Annotated in this window: 22 protein-coding genes and 3 tRNA genes; 11 read left to right on the top strand and 14 right to left on the bottom strand. The window is 70.3% G+C overall.

The genetic code is table 11. The annotated features are described in order from the left end of the window. Positions 1–35 precede the first annotated feature (35 nt). Positions 36–266 (top strand): GntR family transcriptional regulator, encoded by a 231-nt coding sequence (locus AC5L30_RS22545; protein ID WP_494869629.1) that lies wholly within the window; start codon positions 36–38, stop codon positions 264–266. A gap of 744 nt (positions 267–1,010) precedes the next feature. On the opposite strand, the gene AC5L30_RS22540 is transcribed toward AC5L30_RS22545, so the two are convergent. The 4 genes from AC5L30_RS22540 to AC5L30_RS22525 all read right to left on the bottom strand — a co-directional run bounded on the left by AC5L30_RS22540 (position 1,011) and on the right by AC5L30_RS22525 (position 2,199). Next, positions 1,011–1,505, bottom strand: coding sequence for a hypothetical protein (locus AC5L30_RS22540; RefSeq protein WP_494869628.1), 495 nt, complete (start codon positions 1,503–1,505; stop codon positions 1,011–1,013). A gap of 55 nt (positions 1,506–1,560) precedes the next feature. Next, complete coding sequence (locus tag AC5L30_RS22535; protein WP_494869627.1) at positions 1,561–1,914, bottom strand: site-specific integrase; 354 nt, start codon at positions 1,912–1,914, stop codon at positions 1,561–1,563. A gap of 86 nt (positions 1,915–2,000) precedes the next feature. Next, positions 2,001–2,073: transfer RNA gene (locus AC5L30_RS22530), tRNA-Arg, on the bottom strand. Positions 2,074–2,108: 35 nt separating this feature from the next. Beyond that, positions 2,109–2,199 (bottom strand) — tRNA-Ser (locus tag AC5L30_RS22525). 596 nt (positions 2,200–2,795) lie between these two features. Here AC5L30_RS22525 and AC5L30_RS22520 point away from each other — a divergent pair. Then, complete coding sequence (locus AC5L30_RS22520; protein ID WP_494869626.1) at positions 2,796–3,656, top strand: hypothetical protein; 861 nt, start codon at positions 2,796–2,798, stop codon at positions 3,654–3,656. Between the two features lie 4 nt (positions 3,657–3,660). Here the strand turns inward: AC5L30_RS22520 and AC5L30_RS22515 are convergent, their stop codons facing one another. Next, a complete protein-coding gene (locus tag AC5L30_RS22515; RefSeq protein ID WP_494869625.1) occupies positions 3,661–4,431 on the bottom strand; it encodes a CPBP family intramembrane glutamic endopeptidase in 771 nt (256 codons plus the stop codon). 144 nt (positions 4,432–4,575) lie between these two features. Between AC5L30_RS22515 and AC5L30_RS22510 the strand changes: the two genes are divergently transcribed. Next, a complete protein-coding gene (locus AC5L30_RS22510) occupies positions 4,576–5,691 on the top strand; it encodes a globin domain-containing protein (RefSeq protein ID WP_494869624.1) in 1,116 nt (371 codons plus the stop codon). Positions 5,692–5,759: 68 nt separating this feature from the next. Here AC5L30_RS22510 and AC5L30_RS22505 read toward each other — a convergent pair whose 3' ends face one another. Beyond that, positions 5,760–7,289, bottom strand: coding sequence for a peptide deformylase (locus AC5L30_RS22505; RefSeq protein WP_494869622.1), 1,530 nt, complete (start codon positions 7,287–7,289; stop codon positions 5,760–5,762). A gap of 328 nt (positions 7,290–7,617) precedes the next feature. Here AC5L30_RS22505 and AC5L30_RS22500 point away from each other — a divergent pair, with 328 nt between their 5' ends. Then, entirely contained in the window at positions 7,618–8,394 is a 777-nt protein-coding gene (locus AC5L30_RS22500; protein WP_494869620.1) for a hypothetical protein, read from the top strand. Positions 8,395–8,404: 10 nt separating this feature from the next. Here AC5L30_RS22500 and AC5L30_RS22495 read toward each other — a convergent pair whose 3' ends face one another. Continuing rightward, positions 8,405–10,240: a DUF6311 domain-containing protein gene (locus AC5L30_RS22495; protein WP_494869618.1), complete on the bottom strand. Its 1,836-nt coding sequence runs from the start codon at positions 10,238–10,240 to the stop codon at positions 8,405–8,407. Positions 10,241–10,452: 212 nt separating this feature from the next. On the opposite strand from AC5L30_RS22495, the gene AC5L30_RS22490 reads away from it, so the two are divergent. Further along, complete coding sequence (locus AC5L30_RS22490) at positions 10,453–11,163, top strand: class I SAM-dependent methyltransferase (protein WP_357360646.1); 711 nt, start codon at positions 10,453–10,455, stop codon at positions 11,161–11,163. Positions 11,164–11,304: 141 nt separating this feature from the next. Here AC5L30_RS22490 and AC5L30_RS22485 read toward each other — a convergent pair whose 3' ends face one another. Beyond that, a complete protein-coding gene (locus AC5L30_RS22485) occupies positions 11,305–11,847 on the bottom strand; it encodes a YbhB/YbcL family Raf kinase inhibitor-like protein (protein ID WP_494869616.1) in 543 nt (180 codons plus the stop codon). 271 nt (positions 11,848–12,118) lie between these two features. Further along, positions 12,119–12,535 (bottom strand): hypothetical protein, encoded by a 417-nt coding sequence (locus tag AC5L30_RS22480; RefSeq protein WP_494869615.1) that lies wholly within the window; start codon positions 12,533–12,535, stop codon positions 12,119–12,121. A gap of 30 nt (positions 12,536–12,565) precedes the next feature. On the opposite strand from AC5L30_RS22480, the gene AC5L30_RS22475 reads away from it, so the two are divergent. Next, complete coding sequence (locus tag AC5L30_RS22475) at positions 12,566–13,303, top strand: MerR family transcriptional regulator (protein WP_494869614.1); 738 nt, start codon at positions 12,566–12,568, stop codon at positions 13,301–13,303. 25 nt (positions 13,304–13,328) lie between these two features. Here AC5L30_RS22475 and AC5L30_RS22470 read toward each other — a convergent pair whose 3' ends face one another. Beyond that, complete coding sequence (locus AC5L30_RS22470; protein ID WP_494869613.1) at positions 13,329–13,586, bottom strand: LysR substrate-binding domain-containing protein; 258 nt, start codon at positions 13,584–13,586, stop codon at positions 13,329–13,331. 101 nt (positions 13,587–13,687) lie between these two features. After that, a tRNA-Ser gene (locus tag AC5L30_RS22465) sits at positions 13,688–13,774 on the bottom strand. Positions 13,775–13,936: 162 nt separating this feature from the next. Here AC5L30_RS22465 and AC5L30_RS22460 point away from each other — a divergent pair. Then, positions 13,937–14,935 (top strand): NAD(P)H-quinone oxidoreductase, encoded by a 999-nt coding sequence (locus AC5L30_RS22460; protein ID WP_494869612.1) that lies wholly within the window; start codon positions 13,937–13,939, stop codon positions 14,933–14,935. A gap of 21 nt (positions 14,936–14,956) precedes the next feature. Here AC5L30_RS22460 and soxR read toward each other — a convergent pair whose 3' ends face one another. Then, positions 14,957–15,430 (bottom strand): redox-sensitive transcriptional activator SoxR, encoded by a 474-nt coding sequence (gene soxR / locus AC5L30_RS22455; protein WP_494869611.1) that lies wholly within the window; start codon positions 15,428–15,430, stop codon positions 14,957–14,959. A gap of 47 nt (positions 15,431–15,477) precedes the next feature. Between soxR and AC5L30_RS22450 the strand changes: the two genes are divergently transcribed. Then, positions 15,478–16,173, top strand: coding sequence for a thiamine pyrophosphate-binding protein (locus tag AC5L30_RS22450; RefSeq protein ID WP_494869610.1), 696 nt, complete (start codon positions 15,478–15,480; stop codon positions 16,171–16,173). 5 nt (positions 16,174–16,178) lie between these two features. After that, on the top strand, positions 16,179–17,072 hold the full coding sequence (locus AC5L30_RS22445; RefSeq protein ID WP_494869609.1) for a transketolase family protein: 894 nt from the start codon (positions 16,179–16,181) through the stop codon (positions 17,070–17,072). On the opposite strand, the gene AC5L30_RS22440 is transcribed toward AC5L30_RS22445, so the two are convergent. Beyond that, positions 17,058–17,765: a glycosyltransferase family 2 protein gene (locus tag AC5L30_RS22440; RefSeq protein ID WP_494869608.1), complete on the bottom strand. Its 708-nt coding sequence runs from the start codon at positions 17,763–17,765 to the stop codon at positions 17,058–17,060. The genes AC5L30_RS22445 and AC5L30_RS22440 overlap by 15 nt on opposite strands. A gap of 123 nt (positions 17,766–17,888) precedes the next feature. Between AC5L30_RS22440 and AC5L30_RS22435 the strand changes: the two genes are divergently transcribed. Further along, entirely contained in the window at positions 17,889–20,087 is a 2,199-nt protein-coding gene (locus AC5L30_RS22435) for a glycosyltransferase family 39 protein (protein ID WP_494869606.1), read from the top strand. Positions 20,088–20,275: 188 nt separating this feature from the next. Continuing rightward, on the top strand, positions 20,276–21,877 hold the full coding sequence (locus AC5L30_RS22430; protein WP_494869605.1) for a ricin-type beta-trefoil lectin domain protein: 1,602 nt from the start codon (positions 20,276–20,278) through the stop codon (positions 21,875–21,877). Positions 21,878–21,916: 39 nt separating this feature from the next. Here AC5L30_RS22430 and AC5L30_RS22425 read toward each other — a convergent pair whose 3' ends face one another. Then, complete coding sequence (locus AC5L30_RS22425; RefSeq protein ID WP_494869603.1) at positions 21,917–22,516, bottom strand: hypothetical protein; 600 nt, start codon at positions 22,514–22,516, stop codon at positions 21,917–21,919. Between the last annotated feature and the right edge of the window lie 34 nt (positions 22,517–22,550).

The raw sequence follows: 22,550 nt of genomic DNA, 5'->3' as shown, positions 1-22,550 counted from the left end.
GATTAGCCGTGTGGTCCGTCCATAAGGTCTCGATCATGGTTGACGAGATGAGCCCGGTAGCGCTCTACATCCAGCTCGCCGATCTCCTCGCCAAGAAGATCGAATCCGGGAAGCTCAAGCCCCGTCAGCCGCTCCCCTCTGAAGCCCACCTTCAGCAGGAGTACGGCGTAGCTCGCGGCACGGTCCGGGCGGCTATCCGGCTGCTGCGGGAGCGCGGTCTCGTCGTGACCCTCCCGGCTCGCGGGACGTTCGTCGCGGACCGCTAGCCCTCCCGGACTACCCGGAGACGGGGCAGCCCCGTAGGCGCACGCCTAACGGGCTGCACGGACGACTCCGGGGTTAAACGCCGAGGGTCTAGACAACCGCGCCTTGGGCTGTGGCCTCTGCGGAGCCGAAGAGGCCAGCGGCATCCGGACCCGGTGTCGGAGCTTCCACGGCTGGAACCTCTGGAGCCTCGTCCAGGAGCGCTGAGGCCGGCGGACGGGCACGGTAGTGGGCAAGGGCTTCGTGCTCCTGCCCACTCGTGTTGTAGTGATATACTTACAGGTGCTGATGGAGTTCGTGTTAGGGCCGTCGATCTGGGTAGGGCCGGACCGACGCGCTTTTGCGGCCGCAACTGACCCCCGGGCATTGCTATGGCCGGAGAAAGACAACAAACATGACTCCCAGCATTTTGGCAGGCTTAGCGCTCGCCGTCCTGTACCTATTCCTGATCTGCGTTGTCGCTGTGGTGGGTGCTGCCCACCCGGACTCGGCGCGGAGGGCGGACGCTCAGAAGGTTCTTGAGCGGTTGTTGAAGTGGCGTCGTAGGTAGCAACGTTGGGCGGAGCGCCGGGCATTACGCTCGGCGCTCTTGCTATTCCGCAGGCCAGATCTCGTGTATCTCCCTGGCGGTCAGGTCGAAACCCTCCAGGTCTCTAGTCCTGGCGGCATACCCAGGTCGCGGCGGATGAGCGTCACGACATCGCTTTCCCTGTCCCTCAGCCTCCGCAGTGCGAAGCGCGCCTGCTTCAGTTCTCCGGGTCGTCCAGTTCACCACCGCATAGCAGCGCGAGACACATCATTGCGTCCATGAAGAAGCGGCTGGCTGCTTGCTCGGTGTCCTTTGATGCGAAAAGCCCGAGCTTCCTATCGGCAGCGCCTACTCCAGATAGGGCCTCACTCAGTCGGTGTTGGTCTTCTTGCGACACGATGGCTGGGCCAGGCCCCGTAATGGGAAGCACCTGATCCACGACGTGGTGCCACTCCTCGATGCGCTGGAGGAGTTCGGTGTACAGGGGTAGCCTTTCCTGGTGCCACCGGGCGTGGTCCTCTCGCTCCCACTGCTCCCGGCGCTCGTCGCGCTCCCGGTCCCACCGCTCCCGTTCGTGCTCGCGCTGCCGATCCCACTGCCTGGCCTCACGGCGTCCGCCGAGGATCTGCGTGAGCACTGCCGCCGCCAACGTGCCCACGACGCCCAACGCGGCGACGACGAGCACGATCCAAGCGGGAGTTCCGGAAGACATGCCCACATCGTTGCCCGAGGGCGCAACTAACACAGCGCCCCTGACGCAGGCGTGGTTACCCGCCCGGCCGTGGTGCAGGTACCGAAGCTGCCTCAGCGAGCCCGACGCGTTGTCGCCGTTGGCGAGCTTCGTCAACGGCACCACGATTGGAGCTGCAGCCCGAAATTTTGTAGAAAGCACGGAGAGCCCTGTACCGCGCGCAGGCCGACGCCGACGAGCGGGTCTCCAGGACGTGGAGGATGTAGCCCTCGACCGCCGTCCGGCCCAGCTCCAGGAGGTCCGCCTCGTCTACGAACGCCGAGAGCTGGAGCAGCGTCTCCCGGTAGTTCTGGGCGGTCCGAGGTGACCGGTTACGGACCTTCAAGTCGCGCTCGTAGGCTGCCAGATGCAGCGAGTTGATCTTGGCCATGCACGGAGAGTAAGAAGGTGTTCACGGCCGTGGCTAGACAAGAAGAAGCCCCCTAGCTGCCTTACGGCCTGCTAGAGGGCTGTCTGTGCGCCCGAAGGGACTCGAACCCCTAACCTTCTGATCCGTAGTCAGATGCTCTATCCATTGAGCTACGGGCGCTTGTGCTCAGCCAGTCTACACACCCGGCTTTCGCGCGGAGACTCCGGGATTCGAACCCGGGAGGGGCTTTAAGACCCCAACCGCATTAGCAGTGCGGCGCCATAGACCAGACTAGGCGAAGTCTCCCTGGTGATCCTCAGACCACCGCGCCCGAGGATACAGGTCGCCACCCACCGGGAGCAAAACGACTTCCGGGGTACGTCCACCAGGCCCGCCCGCCCTCCGTGTTTCAAGGCTGTGCGACGGCGTGATCGGGACTACGCTCCATCGATATGCAGGAGCAGCCGCCCAGCGAGTCGACCAGTCGAGAGCCTGCTGAACGAGCGCGTCGGCGCTCCCCACGGGCCACCTTCAGGCCGCCGATCGTGGCCGAGGAGCCCACCGAGACGGTGGAGCCCACCGAGTCGGCGGCACCGCCGGCAGCCGCTCCGGCGAGCCAGCGTCCTCGACGGGCCAAGGCTGCCCCGGCGGTGCTCTTCCAGCCTCCAGAGCCGGACCGTCCGCTGCCTCGACAGCCTCGACGCGCACCGACCGACGTGACCACCGACACGAGCGCGGAACTCCCAGAGCCGCCGAACGGCGACCAGGCAAGCTCGCCAACTGCCACGAATGAAGCCGGCCAGGAAGGCCCCGCAACAGGCGTCGCACCGACACCGCCGAAGGCTCGGACCACCCCCGTTCGCAAGGCTGCCCTCCGGAAGGCGGCCGAAACGCCCACCGAGGTGACCCCGACCACGCCAGCACCGCGCAAGCGCGCCGCGAGCCCCACCAGAGCAGCGAGCACCACCACACCAGCGACCCCGGTCAAGGCCGCAAAGACCACCAAGCGCGCGGTCACCCCACGCAAGAGCACCCCGCCGGCAGAGCCCACCCCCGAACCCGTGGCCCCGCAGCAGACGGCACCTGCGGCACCCGCCGTGCGGCAGGCTGAGCCGGCTCTGGGGCGTACCCCTGAATCGGAGCTGCGCGCGGTCGCCGCGCGCGTGCTCGACCACCCGGGCTTCGCGCCGGAGCTGTTGGCCCTGGCCGCGGTGCGGGCGTTCGGGCTCGGCGCGGCCGGGTGGGCCGCGGGGTTGCGCACCCGGTATCCGGACGCCTCGGCGGACGGCCTGGCCCGGTTGGCGACCCGGCGGTTCGTCCGCTCGGCGGGTGCGGGCGGGGCGACCGCCACGCTGGCCGGTTTCTTCGCGCCGGTGGCCGAGTTGGCGACGGTGCTGTGGACGCACTCGGAGCTGGTGCTGCACCTGGCCGCCGCGTACGGCAAGGATCCGACGCATCCCGACCGGGCCGTCGACCTGCTGGTGCTGACGCAGGTGCACCCGGACCGGGCGAGCGCGGCGGCGGCCCTGGCCGTCGCCGAGTCGGCGGGCGACCCGGTCGAGGGGACGTGGCCGCGGGCGGCGGAGGCGGCCTGGCGGTTGGCCGCGCCGCTCACGGCGCAGGCCGGCGGTTGGGTCGCGTTGCGGCTGGTGGCCCGGTTGCTGCCGGGCGCGGCGGTGCTCGCGGCGGCGCTGGGTGACGCGGCGGCGGCCGACCGGCTCGCGGCCCGAACGGTGGCCGTCTACCGACCCGATCGGCGCTGACCGGTCAGAGCCAGTCGAACCACTCCCGGGGCAGCAGCGCGTAGCCGACGAAGGCGAACACGTCGAGCAGGGTGTGCGCGATGACCAGCGGCATCACCCGCCGGGTACGCAGGTAGAAGAGGCTGAACACGACGCCCATGATCGCGTTGCCGACGAAGGCCCCGAAGCCCTGGTAGAGGTGGTACGAGCCGCGCAGCAGCGCACTCGTCGCGATGATCGCGCCCAGCCGCCACTGGAGCTGGCGCAGCCGGGTGACCAGGTAACCGACCACGATCACCTCCTCCAGCACGGCGTTCTGCACGGCGGCCAGGATCAGCACCGGGACCGCCCACCAGACGTCCGGCAGCGCGGCCGGCACCAGCGTCGCGTTGAGGCCCAGGTGGGCCGCCACCCAGAACAGCGCCAGCCCGGGTAGGCCGATCAGCGCCGCCAGGCCGGCCCCGCGCGTCAGGTCCTGACCGGGCCGCCCGGTGTCCAGGCCGAGGGTCCGCGCCGGGTCGCCGGGGTCACGGCTGAGCAGGTGTACGGCGAGCAGCACCGGCAGCAGCGCGAACACGATGCCGAGCAGCTGGTACGTGAGGTCCAGCCAGGGTCGGGCCGACGCCGAGGTGTTCAGCGAGGCGGTCTGCTTGGAGAGCGGACCGTCGGCGGTCAACTTCGCGATGATCGAGACCATCGCGTAGATCGCGGACTGGCCGAGGGAGAGGCCGAGGACCAGCAGCGTCTCGGTGCCCAGCAGTCGGCGGGACACCGGGCGGGTCAGCTCAACGGTCACCGCATCACTCTGCCCGACGTGCGGCACCCGTGACATGGCCGACCGGCCACCATGAGCGGATCGCACATTCTGTGCGACCAGCAGACACGCTCCGTGGAGATTCTATGGGCGCCCGATCCGTTGCCGTCTGGAGAAGGAGCGTCCGTGGACAACCTCGCGCGGTTGCTGAAGGAGAGCTGGACCCTGGTCGAGGACGACCGGGTCCGGTTGAGCGGTCACTTCTACGCTCGGCTGTTCCTGCTCGACCCCGCCCTGCGGCAGCTCTTCCCGGTCCAGATGACCGGCCAGGGCGACCGCCTGCTCGAAGCGATCATCACGGCGATCCACACGGTCGACGACCCGGAGAGCTTCGACGAGTTTCTTCGGGCGCTGGGCCGCGACCACCGTAAGTACCACGTCGACGAGCGGCACTACGCGACGATGGGCGTCGCACTGCTGGATGCGCTGCGCAGCACCGCCGGCGACGGCTGGAACCTGGAGTACGACCAGGCGTGGCGGGATGCGTACGCGGCGATCGCCGCCCTGATGGTGGCCGGCGCGGCCTCCGACGACGACCCGCCGTTCTGGCACGCCGAGGTGCTGACCCACGAGCGGTACGGCCCGGACACCGCCGTGCTGACCTGCCGGGCGTTGCAGCATCCGCTGCGCTGGCAGGCGGGGCAGTACGTGAGCCTGGAGGTGCCGCGCTACCACCCGCGGGTGTGGCGCAACTACTCGGTGGCGAACGCCCCGAACGACGACAACGTGCTGGAGTTCCACGTGCGGTCTCCGGGGGCCGGCTGGGTGTCCGGCGCGCTGGTACGGCGGGTGCGGCCGGGTGACCTGCTCCGCCTGGCGGCGCCGATGGGGTCGATGACAGTGGACCGCACCTCGGAACGGGACATCCTCTGCGTGGCCGGCGGTGTCGGGCTGGCGCCGATCAAGGCGCTGGTGGAGGAGTTGGCCACCTTCAACCGGACCCGGTGGGTGCACGTCTTCTACGGCGCCCGGCAGGCGGCTGACCTGTACGGCCTGGCCGGGTTGCAGGAGTTGGTGGCCGTACACCCGTGGTTGTCGGTCACCGCGGCGTGCAGTGAGGACCCGGACTTCGACGGCGAGCAGGGCGACGTCCCGGAGGTGGTGGCCCGGTACGGCCCGTGGACCACCCACGACTGCTACGTCTCCGGCGCCGCCCGGATGGTCCGGTCCACCCTGCGGGTGCTCGCCGCGGACGACGTGCCGCCGCCGCACATCCGCTACGACACCTTCGGTGACCTCTAGACGTTCCTCCCCCCACACCGGGGCGCGTGCCCCTGCCCCCTGGGGCACGCGCCCCGGTCCCTTCCTGGTCAGTAGCGCCAGGGGTGCCCGGTCTCGCGGTACTCCTCCACCGGCACCAACGGCACGCCGGGTGCCATCCGGTCGACGTAGAGCCGGCCCTCCAGGTGGTCGATCTCGTGTGCGACCAGTCGGGCCATGCCGAACTCGAACGAGGTGATGATCCGGCTGCCGTCCCACTGGGCGTGCTCCACGTCCAGTCGCAGCGGCCGGGGCACCAGACCTCGGTGGTCGAAGAAGGAGAGGCAGCCCTCGTACTGCTCGTCGGTCTCCAGGTCGGCGTCGACCACCCGGGGGTTGAGCAGCACGACCGGCTCCGCCGACCGGTCGGGGGGTCGCACCACCGCCGCCGCCCGGTCGATGCCGAACTGTGGCGCGGCGACGCCGACCCCCTTGCTGAACGGGTGCAGTTCGTCGAGCCGGGCCAGGACCATGGTGAGCCGGTCGACCACGTCCCGGGCGACGTGTTCCTCCGCGGGCAGGTCGAACGGGCGGGCGCGCTGGCGGAGCAGGTCGGCGCCGCGTTGCACGACGCCGAGGCCGCGCATCCGGTCGCTGGGTCGGACCCGAGCGCCGCCGGGGCCGATGTCCGGTTCGGTGTCCGGGCGGGCGCGGAACCGCCACTGCATCCGGTAGCGGGCGTTCAACGGCGGGTCGTCGGTCTGCCAGTCGTAGATCGCCCGGTCGCCCTCGTCGTGACGCTGCGGCGCCGTCCGCAGCGGGCCCTCCTCCGCGCTGAGCGAGGTCTCCACGCCCCAGACCTGCGGGTCTAGCGCGGCAGGCAGATCCAGGCGTACGGCGAGCTGCCGGGTGGGCAGTCGCACGGCTCGCTGGAACCAGGGGCCCCACTTGTCGTGCCCGACGCTGTACGCGTACTCGATGGTGGCCCGGTCGCCCGGGTAGAGGGGGAAGCGCCGCTCTGCGTTCTCGAAGAGCAGCCAGATCTCCTTGAACGCGTCCCGATCGTGCTTGGCTCGCCAGTGCATCGGCTCCGGGTCACCGCCGCCGTCGTCCCGGCGGGCCTGTATCTGCAACTCGGCGAAGGTGAGGGGGTGCTCCCGGTGGTGCCGGTTGGAGCGGCCGGGGTCGTTCGGGTAACGGTCGACGGCGACCCGGACCAGGTAGCGGGTGACCGGCTCGGTGCCGGCGTTGTACAGCTCACGGTGGATGACGCAGCGGTAGCCGTCCTCGGCATGGGTGAGGGTGGCCATTTCCCGTTCCACGACCAGGCCGGTGCCGGGTGGCAGCCACTGTCCCGGCAGGTACGGCTCTCGGTGCGACTGACCCACCCGGGCGTGCCGTAGGTCGTCGTACTCCCGGAAGCGCTGCCAGATCGCGCCGCTGGCCTCCAGGACGGCCTCCGCGCGGCGGGCGAAGTCCTCGGTTGGGCGGTGCCGGCGCCCCTCGACATGGCTCACGTAGGACGGGTCGAACCCCATCAGGACGGCCAGTTGCTTCTTGGACAACCCACGCCCGGTCCGTTGCCGGGCGAGCTCGGCCGCGAAGGAGTCGGCAGCCCGTTCGAGGGGTGAGGTCGTCATCAGCTTCCTCGTGGCCGGGGATATAAGTTTCACGTTCCGTGCCCGAGCACACACGCATGTGGCATGTTTTCGACACACCGCTTGACAATCCACCGATGACCATCGATCGTGCTGCCGCGTTTCCCAGCACTGACTCCGGGTAGTACCCGAAGCGCTACTCCTCTCGGATACGGGATGACCTGGGCGTCTGCTGGGATGTGACCAAGGTGAGGCTTCCCTTACGGCCGAGGGTCTGGTTAGGCTAGCCTTAGCTCAGGACGGCACTGGTCGTCCGCCGGGGCGCACTCCTCGGTCACACAGACAGGGGACGACTCAGGTGACAGCGGTGATGCCGAGGCGGGAGGCCGCCACCACGCCGCTCGCCCCCGTCACCGCGGCGCTCCGCGCCATGTTCGGCACCGACGACCTCCCCGGCCTCGCCCGGGGTCTACTGGTCGACGACGAGCTGGGCTGGTCACCCGCCACCACGCTGATCGACGGCAGCCGACTGCCGGAGCTGCTGAACGGCGCCGCCGTCCGCTGGGGCGGCACCCCGCACGCCTGCGCGGCGCTCGCCTGGAAGTCGTACAGCTACTGGGCCGCGCTGCCGGTCGTGCTCGGCTGGGCCTCCGCCCGGCGGGTGCCGCTGCTCGATCCGGCCGACCTGCTGATCCACTTCGAGGACCATCGGCAGTTGCTCACCATGGGCCTGCGCCGGGGCGCCACCGTGGCGGTGCTGCCGAATGATCCGCTGGCGCTGGCCGGTCTGCCGGAGGTGCGGGTCGTCGCCGACGAGGCGGAGCTGCTGGCCGCGCTGCGCGCGTCCCTGCTCGACGCCCACCTGGCGCCGCTCATCACGGCGATCCAGTCCGAGGTCCGGGTGGGCACCCGGACGCTGCTCGGCTCGGTCGCCTCCGGCATCGCGCACGGCATCCTGCGGGCCGCGGACGGTCTGCCCGGCTCCACCGTGCAGAGCATCGACACCCTGCTCGGCGCACTCGATCTGACCGACCTGATCGAGCTGGTGCCAGGGCCGACCGGTGAGCCGACCGTGCAGCGGCGCACCTGCTGCCTCGCCTTCACCCTGCCCCGGCCGAAGGTCTGCCAGGGCTGCTGCGTCCGCTAGGCCGCACTGCTCAGTCGGTCAACGACCGGACGTCCCACACCCACACGTCGCCGGTGAAGACCGGTTGGATCCCGGTCAGCTCGGTCATCCCCCGGCGCAGCGCTGCCTCGTGCTCGTGTGGCCCGAGGATCACCACCCCGGCCCGCCAGTAACGCAGGTCGTCGACCGCCCGGACCCGGCTCTGCGGGGTGATCGGCGGCACCGCTCCGGTGCGCCTGATGGTGGCGAAGAAGCTGCTGGTGGGGCGCGGAGTCGCACCGAACAGCGCGACCTTCGGCGGATCGGCGGTCGGGCGGGTGTCCGGGCCGAGGAAGTAGCCACGGGCTATCGGCATGTCCAGACGGGTCGTTGCGGACCAGCGCAGCGGCTCCGCGTACGTGGTGTCCGGCAACGGCAGGGGCACCACACTGCGCCCACCGGTCACATAGGGCCGCCAAGCCCCACTGGTCACAAATCTGGGGACCGGGTCGAGGTGGGCCACGGGCAGCGGCGTGGGGACGATCGGCAACAGGGCCATCGTGAGCACGGTCGCGGTGACGAAACGAACCTGCCCCCCGGCGACCGGGTGCGCGCCGGCCACCTCGCGGGCCCGTTCGGCGCCGTAGGCGAGCAGCAGCCCGATGATCGGGGTGATCGCCAACGCCCAACGGGTCGGCACCACCGAGTGCAGGATGGGCAGGTTCTCCAGCGCCGCCCAGGGGCCCGGCACACCCGTACCCCGGTTGTCGAAGCGCACCTCCCGGCCCAGCGAGAGCACCGCGAAGAGCAACCCGAGCGCGGCCAGCGCGAGCGCCACGACCGAGCGGCGCAGCCACCAGACCAGGGCGATCACCAGCACCAGCAGCGCCCAACCGAAAAAGCTGTTCTCCTCGGTCGGGTTCTTGGCCAGGCCCGCGGCGGTGCGCGCGCTACCGGCGAGCGATTCCCGGGAGTACGCGACGAACGAGGCCAGGTCGCTGGAGTAGCCGCGGATCAGGCGGGACAGCCCGGAGTAGGCGTCGGGTCCGAAAAACTGGACGTACAGGGGGTACGCCAGCAGGAGCCCGGCGACCCCGGCGGCGACGGCCAGGCCGGCGAGGAAGGGCCGGGCCCGCGACCGCAGATCCGCGCGGCCGAGGGCGAGCACACCGATGATCACGCCGAGCCCGATCGCGGTCATCAGCAGGACCTCCAGGTTGAGGAATGCCTGCCAGACGATGACCAGCGCGAGGAGGACCCCGTTGCGCAGCCAGCGGCCCGGTTCACCGAGTCGTAGCGTGCGCCAGATGATCAACGGGACGACGAACTGCGACACGATGTTCGGGTGCCCATTGGCGTGCGACACCATGGCCGGTGCGAACGCGCAGAAGCCGGCACCCAGCCACGCCGGCCCCCGGCTGCCGACCAGGACCCGGGAGAGCAGGAAATACCAGGCCGTGGCGGTGGCAATCATGCCGGCGGTGAGAAAGACCAGGAAGGACGCCCGCGGCCCGAACAACAGGGTGATCGGCGTCATTGGCAATGAAATGGATAATACGGACGTATTGGCCATCAGATTCACGCCGTCGGGGACGTTCATCTGATTGGAATGGAACGGATACGCAAAGTGCGTGACGACTCGCGCACCGTGGGCCATCATCCATTCGAACTGCGACTGATCGGACTGGTTGTCCCGTACGCCACTGCCTGGGTCCAGCCAGAGGCGACCGGTGACCCAGAAGCCCAGCACCACGAAGCTCAGCACAGCGGCCAGATCGGCCCACAACCCCCTGCGGGAAGGCCGAACGACGCCGGAGGCCCCCTCCGCCGACGACGCGGCGGCCGGGCCGCCGCTGTCGCTGGGCACGTCCGGTTCAGGAGTAGTCATGACAATTCACAGGGTAGTCAGCATATGACGCCGCCGTGACATGTTTCGGGGTACTGCCGTACTATGTGCCGGGTTCGCCGACCGCCGATCACGAACCCACCCCCCGACCACAATTCGGCCACCCCGATGCCTCGATTCTTCTGCCGTATCAGCGGATGATTCACTCTGTCGATCCAGGCACGGGTCGAGTTCATATCGTGAGGAATCGACGCATGGCAGAAATCACTGGGGATCAGCGCGTGCAGTCCGAGGTGCTGGAAGGCCTGGCAACCGCTGTCAACCACCGTCGCTGGTTCATCGAACTGGCCGTGCCGTACCTCGGCGACGACCCGATCGAGATCGGCAGCGGCCTTGGTGACTACGCGCTGGAATGGTCCGAGCGGCTGCCCCGGTTCACCGCCACCGAGGCTGACCCGGACCGGCTGGTGCAGCTCAAGGAGCGCCTCGCCGACCGTCCCAACATCGACGTCCGGCAGATGCTGCTGCCGCACAACGACCGCGGCGACTACAGCGCCGCCGTCTCGTACAACGTCCTGGAGCACATCGAGGACCACGTTGGCGCGCTGCAGAGCATGCGCGACCTGGTCCGGCCCGGCGGTGCCGTGATCATCATCGTGCCGGCGTTCCAGTTCGCGATGGGCCCGGCCGACATCGCCACCGGGCACGTCCGCCGCTACACGAAGAAGACGCTCGGGGCGGCGATGACCGAGGCTGGCCTGACGATCGAGAAGATGCACTACGCCAACGCGCTCGGGCTGATCGGCTACTTCATGGCCACCAAGGTCTTCCGGCTGATGCCGAAGGAGGGCCCGATGGTCAAGGTGTACGACACCCTCGTCCTGCCCGCCACCAAGGCCGCCGAGCAGCTCGTTCTCCCGCCGTTCGGCCAGTCCGTCTTCGCCGTGGCCCGCGTCCCAGCCTGACCCCGGCCCCGGCCCGGCCCCGGCCCCGGCCCCGGCCCCGGCCCCGGCCCCGGCGATCTTGCACTTCCTGTCGTCCTAATGCCCTGTTCTGTCGGCCATGTCGGAACAGTAAGTGCAAGATCGCGGGAGCTGGGGGCGGGGTCAGTCCTTGATCTGGTACGTCGGACGGATCACCGCTCGGGCCAGGGTGTGGAACGTAAGGTTGAAGCCGACGTAGGCGGGGGTGGCGTCCGGGGTCAGGTCCAGGCGGTCGACGTCCAGAGCGTGCACCGCGAAGACGTACCGGTGCGGACGGTCGCCGGCCGGCGGAGCCGCGCCGCCGTAACCCTGCTCGCCGTAGTCGTTGCGGACCGAGAACGCCCCGCCAAGGTCGGTGCCCGCCGCGCCACCGGCGTCCGTGGGCAACTGTGTGACGGTGGCCGGCACGTTCACCAGCACCCAGTGCCAGAACCCGCTGCCGGTCGGCGCGTCGGGGTCGTAGCAGGTCACCGTGAAGCTCTTCGTCTCGGCGGGGAAATCCGACCACGTCAGCTGCGGCGAGATGTTGTCGCCCCCGGTGCTGCCATGCGCGTGCCGGGCGTCCATCGGCTCGCCGTTCTGCACGTCCTCACTCGTCAGCGTGAACGAGGGCAGCGTCGGCAGCAGCTCGTACGGGTCCGGGGCGATCGGTCGTTCCAGGGTCATTGGGACGTGTCCTTCCGGTGTGCGGAGATACCAGCCCTTCATACCCCGTTCAGTGGCGCCCGATGACCGGATGGTGGCTGTCCGGGATCACCCTCACAGATAGGGTTGTCGCCGCAGTGTTCCCCGTGGGGAATTCTGACAGGCGGTTGGCGTGATTTCGTGATCGGCGCCGTCACCGCCCTGCGGAAGCGTGGACCCGGCGATCCGCGACGAGCGGCACGCCGCGAACTCCGCCGGAGCGACCGGGCGCGTAACGATGCTGCTCAACGCTTCAGGCGGTCAGCAGCCCGACGCCGAGGCTCACCACCCCTGCTGCCAGGCAGAGTGCGCCCAGCCACAGCACCCAGACGAACCGGTTCGGTGCGATGACGTCCCTGCCGGCGGACGACGCGAAGAATCCCGCCGACATCAGGATCGCGGCGAGCGGCACGCCAAGCCTCGCGGTCCAGAGCAAAACGCCGCTGAGCCGGGTGGCGTCGACATAGAGCAGGGCGATCAGGCTCAGGAGTACCAGCACGCCGGCGTGACCATGTCCGGCGCGTGCGAACGACTTCTGAAAGTCCGTCATCGGGACCTGGCCGCGGGCGATCCGCGTCAAGAACCAGCCGCCCAGCTGGATGGTGACGATGATGAGCAGCACCGCCCCGGCAAGGATTCGCGACTCGGTGCTGAGGGCCAGGGTCTGCACGGCAGTCTCCGCTCGGGATTGGATGTATCGATGGATAGTAGTGCTATCCGCTTATGGATAGGATTACTATCCATCTTACCGAGAGGAAAGGCAATGCGTATCGCGGAGCTGAGTCGCCGGTCAGGGGTTCCCGTGCCCACCATCAAGTACTACCTGCGGGAAGGTCTGCTGCCACCCGGCGAGCTGACCAGTCCCAACCAAGCCAGGTACGAGGAGCGCCACCTGCGTCGGCTGCGCCTGATCCGCGCCCTGATCGAGCTGGCACAGCTACCCGTAGCCAGCGTGAAGGTCGTCCTGGAGGGGTTCGACTCCGACGCCCTCCCGCTGCACGAACGGATTGGGACGGTGCACCGCGCCATCACGCCCCACCGACAGGTGACCGCCGACGTCGACGCACGTGCCGCGGCCGCCGCCCAGGTACGGGAACTCGTAGAGCGGCGCGGCTGGGCGGTCAAGTCGGATGCTCCCGCCATCACGACGCTCATTGAGACCATCGCTGCCCTGCGCGCGCTCGGCCATGACCGCCTCACTGGTTACCTCGACGCGTATGCGGAAGCCGTCGAACGGTTCACCGATCTGGAGCTCGCGGCGGTCACCTCGTACGCCGATCCTGACCAGATCGCCGAGAGCGTCGTGGTCGGCACCGTCCTCGGCGAGACGCTCATCGCGGCGCTACGGCTGCTGGCCCAGGAGAGCATCTCCGCCCGCCTGCTGGGCCCAGCGCCCACGTCCGATGGCCAGGCGAACTGCCCTGGTCACTCCCCCTGATCAGTGGGTCGGCGAGGTCTGGTGTTCAGGGGCGGGCTGCGGCGTACAGGATGTCGCGCATGCACGGCAACGACTCCGGGTCTTGTCGCCAGACCAGCCGCAGGCTGAGGTCCGGGAGTGGGAGGTCGAGTTGGATCAGCGCGCCGGAGTGGAGGCTGTCGGCGACCGCGAACTGGGGTGGCAGCGTGATTCCGAGTCCTTGTTCGGCCCATGCGCGCATCACTGGGACGCCTCCGACTTTGATCCGTCGGGGACCGGAGCCGAGAATCTTGTTCCCGGCCACTCAGAACGAGCACTCTGGCACGTTGACCGGGAGCCGCTCGTGTTTGAGGTCATCGGGAGTCAGTGCGGCTCGGCCATGCCGCGCTGAGCTGCCCACGAAAGCGGAGGGTGTGGGATTCGAACCCACGAAGACATCGCTGCCTTACCGGTTTTCAAGACCAGCGCCATCGGCCACTAGGCGAACCCTCCTGGACCGCCACCCGCAGGCGGACGGCCACGCATAGTCTGCCACGGCTCGCTGCGGGCGGCCCGGCGTCCCTCCCCGGTGCGCCCGGCCAGGCGGTCTACTGGGTCCACAGTGGGCTGGAGGGTGCGCCTGCGGCGCCCGGTGAGATCGGGAAGACTGGGCCCATGCGAGCCATCACCATTCCGCAGCCCGGTGGTCCCGATGCGCTGGTCTGGGCCGAGGTGCCCGACCCGGCGCCGGGCCCGGACGAGGTGATCGTGGATGTGCGGGCCAGCGGGGTCAACCGCGCTGACCTGCTGCAACGGCAGGGGCACTATCCGCCACCGCCGGGCGCACCCGCGTACCCCGGGTTGGAATGCTCTGGGGTGATCACGGAGGTTGGCGCGGATGTCGCCGGGTGGGCGGTCGGGCAGCAGGTCTGCGCGCTGCTGGCCGGCGGCGGGTACGCGGAGCGGGTCGCGGTCCCTGCCGGGCAGTTGTTGCCGGTGCCGGCCTGCGACCCGGTCGACGCGGCGGCGCTGCCCGAGGTGGCCTGCACGGTCTGGTCGAACCTGGTCCAGGTGGCGCGGCTCGGCGCGGGCGACACGCTGCTGGTGCACGGCGGTGGCAGCGGGATCGGCACCTTCGCCATCCAGCTCGGGGCGGCGCTCGGCGTGACCGTGCTGACCACCGCGCGGGAGGCCAAGCACGCCCGACTACGTGAGCTGGGCGCGGCGCACATGATCGACTACCGGGAGCAGGACTTCGTCGAGGAGGTCCGGCGGGTCACCGACGGGCGCGGCGTGGACGTCATCCTCGACATCATGGGTGGGTCCTACCTGGGGCGGAACGTCTCCGCGCTGGCCACTGGCGGTCGGCTCGTGGTGATCGGGATGCAGGGTGGGCGCAAGGCCGAGTTGGATCTCGGCGCGCTGCTGACCAAGCGGGCCAGCGTCACCGCGACGTCGCTACGGTCCCGTCCGCTCGCCGAGAAGGCGGAGATCGTCCAGGGCGTACGGGATGAGGTGTGGCCGCTCGTTGAGGCGGGCCAGATCCGGCCGATCGTGGACCGGCGGCTGCCGATGACCGAGGCGGCGCAGGCGCACCGGCTCGTCGAGTCGAACGATCACTTCGGCAAGGTGCTGCTCACCCGCCCGCCGGGTGGGGGCTCGGCCGTCAGCTGAGCACGCCCACCGAGTCGGTCGTCAGTTGAGCGAGCTCGCCAGCGTCGGGTCGTCGGTGGGTCGGGGCAGCACCAGCCGGGCGCCCGGGCCCTCCCCGGCCAGGGTGTCCTCCGGGTTGTTGAGCGTGCAGCGCTGCAAGGACAGGCAGCCGCAGCCGATGCAGCCGTCCAGGTCGTCGCGGAGCTTGGTGAGCAGCCGGATCCGCTCGTCCAGCCGGCTGCGCCAGCTGGCTGAGAGCCGCGCCCAGTCCTGCGGGCTGGGGGTGCGGGCCTCGGGGAGCGAGTCGAGCGCCGACCGGATCTCGTCGAGCGAGACGCCGACCTGCTGGGAGATCCGGATGAAGGCCACCCGCCGCAGCTCGGCGCGGGCGTACCGGCGCTGGTTGCCGCCCGTGCGGTCGGCGCGGATCAGCCCGAGTCGCTCGTAGTAGCGCAACGCCGACGGTGCCACCCCGGAGCGGGCGGACAGCTCACCGATGGTCAATAGATCCGGCATCACCAGGTCCTTGAGTTGAAGTGCACTTCAACTCACACAGTAGTGGCATGACCACAACACTGACCACCGACAGCAGCGCCCGACTGCCCGGGCTGATCCGACGACTGACCGGTGACGAGAAGCACGCGCCGAGCGCGCACTCCACCACCGACCTGCTCCAGGTGCTCTACGACCGGGTGCTGCGGGTCACCCCGGACACCGCCGACGACCCGGAGCGGGACCGGTTCCTGCTCTCCAAGGGCCACGGCCCGGCCGCCTACTACGCGGTGCTCGCCGCACACGGCTTCATCCCGGACGCCTGGCTCGACGACCTGGCCGGGCCGGAAAGCCGGCTCGGCCACCACCCGGACCGACTCCTGGTGCCCGGGGTCGAAATCAGCTCCGGCTCCCTCGGGCACGGCCTCGGCCTGGCCGTCGGCACCGCCCTCGGCCTGCGCGCCCAGGGACTGCGCACACCCCGGGTTTACGTGCTGCTCGGTGACGCCGAACTGGACGAGGGTTCCAACCACGAGGGGATCGCGTACGCCGGAGCGACCGGCCTGGACAGCCTCACCGCGATCGTGGTCGACAACTCGTCGGCCAGCCACGGGTGGGCCGGTGGCATCGCCAGCCGGTTCACCGTCAACGGCTGGACCGCCGACACCGTCGACGGTCGGGACCACGAAGCCCTGTACGCGGCGCTGACCGGGCACCGGCCACGACACCCGCACCTGGTGGTCGCCCGCACCGAGAGCAAGGGATGACCGACATGCGTACCGCCTTCATCGACACCACCACCGCGCTCCTCGACGAGGACCCGCGTACCGCACTGGTGCTGGCCGACATCTCGGTGAGCCAGTTCGCACCCGCCGGGCACCGACACCCGGACCGGGTGCTCAACGTGGGGATCCGGGAGCAGTTGATGATCGGTGTGGCCGGCGGGCTCGCCCTGACCGGGCTGCGTCCGATCGCGCACTCGTACGCGACGTTCCTGGTGGACCGGGCGTACGAGCAGATCAAGTTGGATCTGGACCACCAGGGCGTGGGCGCGGTCCTGGTCAGCATCGGCGCGTCGTACGACGGGTCGGCCGAGGGCCGCACCCACCAGTCGCCCGGGGATGTGGCGCTCTTCGACTCGCTCGGCGACGGCTGGACGATCCGGGTGCCCGGCCACCCGGACGAGGTCGCGCCGCTGCTCCGCGACGCCGCGACCACCGACGATCCGATCTACCTGCGGCTCTCCGAGCAGCGCAACGCCGAGGCGTACCCGGATGCCGCCCGGCTACGGGTGCTCCGGCGGGGCGGAACAGACGCGCCGCTCGTGGTGGCGGTCGGACCGATGCTCGACCCCACCCTGGCGGCGACGGAGGGGATGGACGTGACGGTGGCGTACACCCACACGCCCCGACCGTTCGACACGCGCGGGCTGCGGGCGCTCGCCAACACCGACGTGGTGCTGGTCGAGCCGTACCTGGCGGGAACGTCGAGCGCGGTCGTCAACCGGGCACTGGCGGACGTACCGCACCGGCTGCTCGCCCTCGGGGTGGGTCAGACCGACCTGCGCCGGTACGGCGATCCGGCTGACCACGCCCGGTGGCATGGTCTGGACGCCGACGGCCTACGGCGGTCGATCAGCGCTTTCCTGGGGTCAGTTGGCGGTTGAGGCGGCGGGGCGGCGGCGAGCGCGCTCGCGCCCGAGGATCCAGATCGCCTCGACGCCGTCCTTCCAGGTGATCTTCTTGCCCTCTTCCCGGCCACGCGCCCGGTAGCTGATCGGCACCTCGTACGGCCGGATCCGGCGACGCAGGAGCTTGCCGGTCACCTCGGCCTCCATGCCGAAGCCGCGCGAGCGCACCCCCAGCGACCGGTAGAGCGCCACCGGCATCAGCTTGAAGCAGGTCTCCAGGTCACCGATGTACGAGTTGAACAGCACGTTGGCCGCCATCGTGACGCCCTTGTTGCCCATCACGTACCAGAAGCTGTAGGCGCTGTGGCTGCCGAAGGTGCGATTGCCGTAGACCACCGTGGCCCGCCCGTCGAGCACCGGGTCGAGCAGCTTGGGGATGTCCTGCGGGTCGTACTCCAGGTCGGCGTCGAGGATGACCATGTAGTCGCCCTCGGCGCTGTCGACCGCGGTCTTGATCGCGGCACCCTTGCCGGCGTTACGCTGGTGGGTGATGACTCGCAGACGCGCGTCGTCGGCCCGATCGAGGATCTCGCCGGTGCCGTCCCGGCTGCCGTCGTCGACGACGACCAGCTCAATCTCACAGGGATAGTCCACCGCCAGTGCCTGCTTGAGGGCATCCGCGATGCGTTCTTCCTCGTTGTAGACCGGCATGAGGATCGAGAGCTTCACGGGGATCTCCACGGTGGCGGCAACACGTCGGCCATAGCCTAGCCTGGTTGGTTTATTCACTGCGTACCCCTGTCGCGAGGCAGTCGGCGCGGCGGCTTCAGATCAATGGTGTTTACTTCCGCCATGTCGGCTGCCGGCTCCCTGCTCGCGGTGGTTCCTGCCGCCGCGGTGCTCCTGCTCACCGTCGCGACGCGGCCACGCGAGGCTGGCGAGGTGGCACCGCTGCGGCTCGCCGTGGTGCGCGCCGTCCTGCTCAGCGGGGCGTACGCGGTGCTCGTCGTCGAGGTGCTCGGCGCGCTGCACGCGCTGACCCGACCCGCCTTCGCCGTCGCCTGGCTGCTCTTCCTGGCCGCTGCCGCGACGGCGGCCGGTCTGCGCTGGCGACGAGAGGCCCGCCTCGGGCAGCCGCCCGCCGCCGCGCCGGCTTCGGTCAGCGCTACGCCGCAGCCGGTACCGGTCGGCGCGGTGGTGTCCGGCGGCGGACCCGATGTCGCCCCGACCGTCGAGCGCGGTGAGCCCGCCCCCGCGCCGGCCCGGGCTGGTCGGGGGCCCGCCGGCCTGCTCGCCATGGCGGTCGACGCCTGGCGTACGGCCCGACCGGGCGAGCGGCTCCTCGCCGGCACGGTCGGCGGGCTGGTCCTGGTGGAGTTGCTGATCGCGCTGCTGGCCGAGCCGAACAACTTCGACTCGCAGACGTACCACCTGCCGAAGGTGGAGCACTGGGTGGCCCAGGGCGACCTGGACTTCTGGCCCACGGCCATCCACCGGCAGGTGACCATCCCGCCCGGAGCCGAGTACCTGCTGCTGCACCTCCGCCTGCTCACCGGCGGGGACCACCTGCACAACCTGGTGCAGTGGGCGGCCGGAGTGGTCTGCCTGCTGGTGGCCGCACGGATCACCGCGCAGCTCGGCGGCGGCCGGCGGGCCCAGTTGCTCACCGCGTTCGTGCTGGCGAGCACGCCGATGGTGGCGCTCCAGGCGACCAGCACGCAGACCGACCTGATCTGCGCGGCGTGGGTGGCCTGCGCGGCGACCCTGGTGCTGGACGGGCTGCGTCGACAGACCGGCTGGGGCACGCTGCTCGGGCTGGGGGCGGCCACCGGGCTGACCGCCGTGACCAAGACCAGCGGCTTGATCGCGGTCGGCCCGCTGCTGGTGCTCTGGGGGTTGGCCCAGCTGAGGCTGGCTCGGACCGGGAAAGCGGCGCCAACCGACCCGGCGGCGACGGGTGGGGGTCGGCGGTCCTGGCCGCTCGGCGGGCTGGCCCGTACGGTCGGCGGTTCGGTGCTGATCCTGGTGGTCGCGGCCGTGGTGGTCGGCCCGTTCCTGGCCCGGGTGACCGCCGAGTTCGGGCACCCGCTGGGGCCACCCCGGCTGCGCGAGTCCATCCCGATGGAGCGGCACGACCCGGCGTCGATCGTGGTCAACGCGCTGCGGATCGGGCACACCGCGTTCGACACGCCGCTGGCCCCCCTGCGTCGGGCCGGGGCCGAAGCGATCATCAGCGGCGCCGAGGCGATCGGGGTCGACCCGCAGGACCGCGCGATCACCTTCGGTCGGGAGCTCTTTCCGGAGCCGGCCTGGTATCCGGACGAGGACCGGGTGGCGTTTCCGCTGGCCGGGGCGTTGGCGGTGATCGGCGCGGTTCTGGCGCTCGCCCGACCACGGCAGATCGCGTCAGAGCGGGCCGGGTCGTTGCGGGCGTACGCCGTGGTGGTGCTGACCGCCGTGCTGCTGCACACCGCGATGATCAAGTGGCAGCCGTGGGGCAACCGGCTGCTGCTCTACGCCGTGGTGCTGGCCGTGCCCCTCGCCGGCCTCTGGCTGGACGCGCTCCTGCGCAACCGCGCGGGTGGGCGTCGATCGGTTGCCACCATGGCGGCCGTCACCGTGCTGGCCACCTCGGCGCTGGCCGGCGTGCTCGCGCTGTCGTACGGCTTCCCGCGCCGGCTGGTCGGTGCCGGCTCCGTCTTCACCACCTCGGACTGGGACACCCGGTTCCTGCGCCGCCCGCAGTGGGCCGACGAGTTCCGCTGGGCGGCGACCGCGGTCCGGGACAGCGGCGCGCGACGGATCGGGCTGGTGCAGCAGAACGACAACTGGGAGTACCCGTGGTGGCTGCTGCTGCGGCAACCCGACGGCGGCTCACCGGACCTGGTGGCGTTGCAGTCGGTGCTGCCGGAACGACCGCCGGCCGAGCCCTCCTCGGTCGACGCGATCGTCTGCACCGGCAGCGAGGCGGCCTGCGCCAAGCTCGTCCCGGCCGGCTGGCGGCTGGAGTTCCGCGGCTACGTCGGCTACGCCCTGCCGCCGGGCCGCTGAGACAGCAGACCGCCGTACGGCCGGCCGAGAGCCGTCGGTCACTGGACCAGGCCCGCCCGGATAGTCCGATCCGGGCGGTTCTGCATTCCGCGCGCAAGGATCTGAGGCGCATTCACATCCGTTGATCCACACGTTACCGTCTGGTAACTCAATCGACGTCCCGCGATTGAGCCGAAAGGAGTGCGTCGATGCCTGCAATCCCCGCCAGGCCCGAACGCGCGACCCGACGACGGGCCATCACCGTCGCCGTCGCCGTCGCCGCTCTCGTCCTACCGATGCTCGCCGGACCGGCCACCCCCGCCACCGCCGCCGACCGACCGACCGTCCAACCACTCCCCGCCAACCTCGAAGCCATCCGGGCCGCCGAGGCGACCGCCCTCTACGGCAGCCCGGCGATCCGCCCGATCGAACAGCGCCGCACCGCTCTGATCACCATGGGTGACAGCGAGATCTCCGGTGAAGGGGTCGGCAACTACGTCCCCGGCACCCACCAGGACGGCAACTGGTGCGACCGCTCGTACGACCAGGCGGTGTTCCGCACCGGCATCACGTCGGACGCGCAGTACAACATCGCCTGCTCCGGCGCCACCCCGTGGAACCTGATCGCCGGCGGCCCGACCCAACACAACGAGCTGAACCAGGGCGACTACCTGGGCATCAAGGCGCGCAACACGCACGTCAAGCTGATCTGGGTGGTGGTCGGCGCGAACGGTGACGGCACCATCCAGTTCGGTCCGGTCGCCACCGACTGCGCCGTCCGCCGGGTCTTCTTCCAGGGCGCCTGCTACCCCACCTACACCGACCAGTGGACGATCCGCACCGACGGCAGCCGGCAGGCCGTGGAGTCGGCGCTCACCGACATCCGGCAGACCATGACCAACGCCGGCTACCTGCGGTCGGACTACGAGCTGGTGTTGATGTCGTACCCGAGCCCCGGCAGCCCCGACGTGGAGGACAACCCCAACTTCCCCGGCTGGTACTCCGGCGGATGTCTGCTCTACCTGGCCGACGCGGCGTTCGCCCGGAACAAGGCGGTGCCGATGTTCGAGTCGGCGCTGCGCTCGGCCGCGGCCAACACCGGCACCCGCTACCTGGACGCCAGCCGGCTCTTCCACGGGCACGAGGTGTGCACCGACAACACCTCGGTCCGCGGCCTCTACATCGAGGTCGGCATCTGGAACGAGAACGCCGCCCGCCAGTCGTTCCACCCCAACGCCCGGGGGCACGGCATGTTCGCCCAGTGCATCACCCAGTTCTGGAACTCCGGGCAGCCGCGGGCCAGCTGCGTCGACCCGGCCAGCACCGGCAGCGGCGTGCTCTACCCGGGGCTGCTGGAGTTCAAGCAGCTGCGCAACCTCGCCACCGGCACCTGCGTCGACGGCAAGGGGTACGACTCCCGCAACGGCACCGCGCAGCAGCCGTACTCCTGCCACGGTGGGCGCAACCAGGGCTTCTGGTACGACTCGGCCCGGCGGTCGCTGCACTCGGAGCTGTCCCACGACCGTTGCCTGGACGTCGCCAACAGCTCGATGACCGCCGGCACCGCGGTCAACATCTACGACTGCAACGGCACCGGCGCGCAGCAGTTCGTCTTCGTGGGCAACCAGATCAGGCCGGCGAGCGCCACCAACCTCTGCGTGGCGTTCGACAACCCGTTGCTGGGCAGCTCCCGCCTGCGATTGGCGACCTGCTCCAGCAACACCCGGCAGCAGTGGTCGTTCGAGGCCCGTACCGCCGCCAACCCGGTCGGCTACGGTCACGACGACTTCATCGGCTCCCGCGTCTACTGACGAGGGCAGGGGCCCTGGCGTCGACCAGGGCCCCTGCGCTCACCTGGCGCCCGGAATGAGGATGAGCCGGGCCACGCCCCTGTCGCCGTCCTTCGCGCCGGCGACGCCGAGCGTCGCGCCGACCTTGACCTCGCTGGGCTGCACGGTGGCCCGCCGCTCGACCACCCGCAGGTCGTCGCCGAGAGTCCAGGTCATGGTGAAGCCGTCGGTGGACCTGACGGTCATCGAGTCGCCGTCGATGGCGGTCACCTCGCCGCGCTGCACGGCGACGGTCTGCGTACCGCCGTCCTTCGTCTTCACCACCGCCTCACCGTGCAGGGTGTTGCGGCGCAGCAGCACGCGGGCCTGGCGGCGCTTACGCCACTCCTCGCCACGCTTCTCCCGGGCCTTCTCCTGCGCGCTGGGGGACGCACCCGGCGTCGGGGTGGCCGGTGCGGCGACGGTCCGCACGTCCAGGTCGTCGGCGTCGAAGCCCATCGCGGTCAGCGCCTGACCCTCGACCCCCATGGCGGCGGCGACCTCGACGGCGACATCCCGGGCGGGCTGGCTGGCCACCTCGGCCGCACCGCAGCCGCTGACGCCGAGCGCGACCGCCGCGAGCAGTGCCGTGGTGCCGGTGGCGATACCCCAACGTGGCATGACTCTCCCTCTCGTCCGTGGAGCCCTCAGCCTT

The sequence above is a fragment of the Micromonospora sp. BQ32 genome (assembly GCF_059358895.1).
Note: the sequence above shows the minus strand (reverse complement) of the source record. Positions and strands in the feature narration are given on the sequence as shown.